The organism is Streptomyces sp. NPDC037389 (assembly GCF_040636475.1).
Taxonomy (GTDB): domain Bacteria; phylum Actinomycetota; class Actinomycetes; order Streptomycetales; family Streptomycetaceae; genus Streptomyces; species Streptomyces hesseae.
The window spans coordinates 1-1130 of sequence record NZ_JBEZUS010000077.1 but is presented as its reverse complement, the minus strand read 5'-3'; the positions used below and the strand labels follow the sequence as shown (position 1 = coordinate 1130).

Below are 1130 nucleotides of genomic sequence, written 5' to 3'. Positions count from 1 at the left end.
CGATGTTCGGCTCGATGCTCGGCGACCGGCTGGCGTGGCTGTGCGCCGGGCGAGGGCTGCCGGAGTTCTACCAGTTCGCGGTGGCCGCGATGCCGCCGGCCGCGATGGGCGTGGCGCTGACGGTGACCCACGTCGACGTGAAGGCGTCCGCGGTCATCACCGGTGGGCTCTTCGCGCTGCTGCCCGGGCGGGCGCTGGTCGCGGGGGTGCAGGACGGCCTGACCGGTTTCTACATCACCGCCGCCGCGCGTCTGCTGGAGGTCATGTACTTCTTCGTCAGCATCGTCGCCGGGGTGCTGGTGGTGCTGTACTTCGGCGTCCAGCTGGGCGCCCAGCTCAATCCGGACGCCGCGCTTGGCACCGGCGACGAACCGTTCGTGCAGATCTTCGCCTCGATGCTGCTGTCGCTGGCCTTCGCGATCCTGCTCCAGCAGGAACGGGCCACCGTGCTCGCGGTGACCCTGAACGGCGGTATCGCCTGGTGCGTGTACGGCGCCATGAACTACGCCGGCGACATCTCACCGGTGGCCTCCACGGCCGCCGCGGCGGGGCTCGTGGGCCTGTTCGGGCAGCTGATGTCCCGGTACCGGTTCGCCTCGGCGCTGCCGTACACGACCGCGGCGATCGGGCCGCTGCTGCCCGGTTCGGCGACGTACTTCGGTCTGCTGGGGATCGCGCAGGGCGAGGTCGACGCGGCGCAGCTGTCGCATTCCAACGCGGTGGCGCTGGCGATGGCCATCGCGATCGGGGTGAACCTGGGCGGGGAGATCTCGCGGCTGTTCCTGAGGGTGCCCGGCGCCGCGAGTGCGGCGGGACGCCGGGCCGCCAAGCGGACGAGGGGTTTCTAGCGCGAGGTCAGCGGCCCTGGTTGTACGGGTGCTGGTCGCCGTACTGCTGGGGCTGGTCGCCGTAACCCTGCGGGTACTGCTGGGCGTACGGCTGCTGCGGGGGCTGCTGGTACTGCTGCGGCCGGTCGTACTGCTGGGGCCGGTCGTACTGCTGCGGCTGCTGGTACTGCTGGGGCCGCTGCTGCTGGTACTGCTGCGGCTGGTCGTACGGGTCCACCCTGCGGAGCTGGGTCGTGGCGTCGTCCATGACCGGGTACGGCGACTGGTGCTGCTGCTGGGCGG

Annotated in this window: 1 protein-coding gene and 1 pseudogene; one reads left to right on the top strand and one right to left on the bottom strand. The window is 71.2% G+C overall.

Annotated elements, in window-relative coordinates:
• Positions 1 to 848, top strand: an 848-nt coding sequence (locus AB0E98_RS33875) for a threonine/serine exporter family protein (RefSeq protein WP_361710351.1), incomplete at its 5' end; no start/stop codon positions are given.
• Between the two features lie 7 nt (positions 849 to 855).
• Here AB0E98_RS33875 and AB0E98_RS33870 read toward each other — a convergent pair.
• Positions 856 to 1130, bottom strand: a pseudogene (locus AB0E98_RS33870) (hypothetical protein); the annotation flags it as partial.